This is a genomic window from Streptosporangium sp. NPDC005286 (assembly GCF_040607515.1).
Lineage (GTDB): Bacteria > Actinomycetota > Actinomycetes > Streptosporangiales > Streptosporangiaceae > Streptosporangium.
This window is the reverse complement of sequence record NZ_JBEXGU010000416.1, coordinates 1-1,167: the sequence shown is the minus strand read 5'-3', so window position 1 is coordinate 1,167 and position 1,167 is coordinate 1. Positions and strand designations below refer to the sequence as shown.

The following is a 1,167-nucleotide window of genomic DNA, read 5'->3' as shown; positions in this document are numbered from 1 at the left end:
CCGCTGCTGCGGATCCATCGCCAACGCCTCACGCGGCGAGATCCCGAAGAACCCCGGATCGAACTCCCCCGCCTCATGCAGGAAACCACCCTCACACACATAACTGGTACCCCGATGTTCGGTGTCCGGGTTGTACAGCGCCCCCAGATCCCAGCCCCGCCTGGTCGGGAATTCCGAGATCCCATCCCCGCCCTCGGCCACCAGCCGCCACAGGTCCTCCGCAGAGGCGACCCCACCCGGATAGCGGCACGCCATGCCCACGATCACGATCGGGTCGTCCGCCGCAGGCACAACGGACGTGGGGATGATCATGTCGGCCTTCTCGCCGAGCAACTCACCCAGCAGAAACTCCGCCAGCACCACCGGAGTCGGATAGTCGAACACCAACGTCGCCGGCAACCTCAACCCCGTCGCGCCGTTCAACCGGTTACGCAACTCCACCGCGGTCAGCGAGTCGAACCCCAACTCCCGAAACTCCCGCCGCACCTCCACCAGCTGCGGCGAAGCATGCCCCAACACCACCGCGACCTGCGCTCGCACCAACTCCACCACAAGCCGCACCCGATCGGCCTCACCCAGACCGGCCAACCGCCCCACCAACAACCCATCACCCACCCCCGACACCGCCGACCGGCGAACCGCACGCACCAACCCCCGCAACAGATACGGCACCTCACCACCCGCCCGCACCGCCGCCACCTCAAACCGCGCCGCCACAACCACCGCGGCACCCACCACACCCGCCGCCTCGAACAACCCCAACCCCTGCTCAGGCGACAACGGCACCACCCCCGCCCGCGCCATCCGCCGCAGATCGACCTCGCCCAGCGCCCCGGTCATCCCCGCGCCCTGCATCCACGGCCCCCACGCCAGCGACAACCCCGCCAGCCCCCGCGCCCGCCGATACTCCGCCAACGCGTCCAAAAACGCGTTCGCCGCCGCGTAGTTACCCTGCCCTGCCCCACCGAACGTCCCCGCCACCGACGAGAACAGCACGAACGCCGCCAGATCCAGACCCCGGGTCAGCTCATGCAGATACCAGGCCGCATCCACCTTCGGCCGCAACACCCCATCCAACCGCTCCGCCGTCAACGACGGAATCGTCCCGTCATCCAGCACACCCGCGGTATGAATCACCGCCGTCAACGGATGCTCGGCATCCACCCC

At 68.6% G+C, this 1,167-nt stretch carries 1 protein-coding gene; it reads right to left on the bottom strand.

Annotated features, from left to right (window positions below; genetic code table 11):
- On the bottom strand, positions 1–1,167 hold a 1,167-nt coding region (locus tag ABZU75_RS46500), incomplete at both ends, for a KR domain-containing protein (RefSeq protein WP_355570034.1).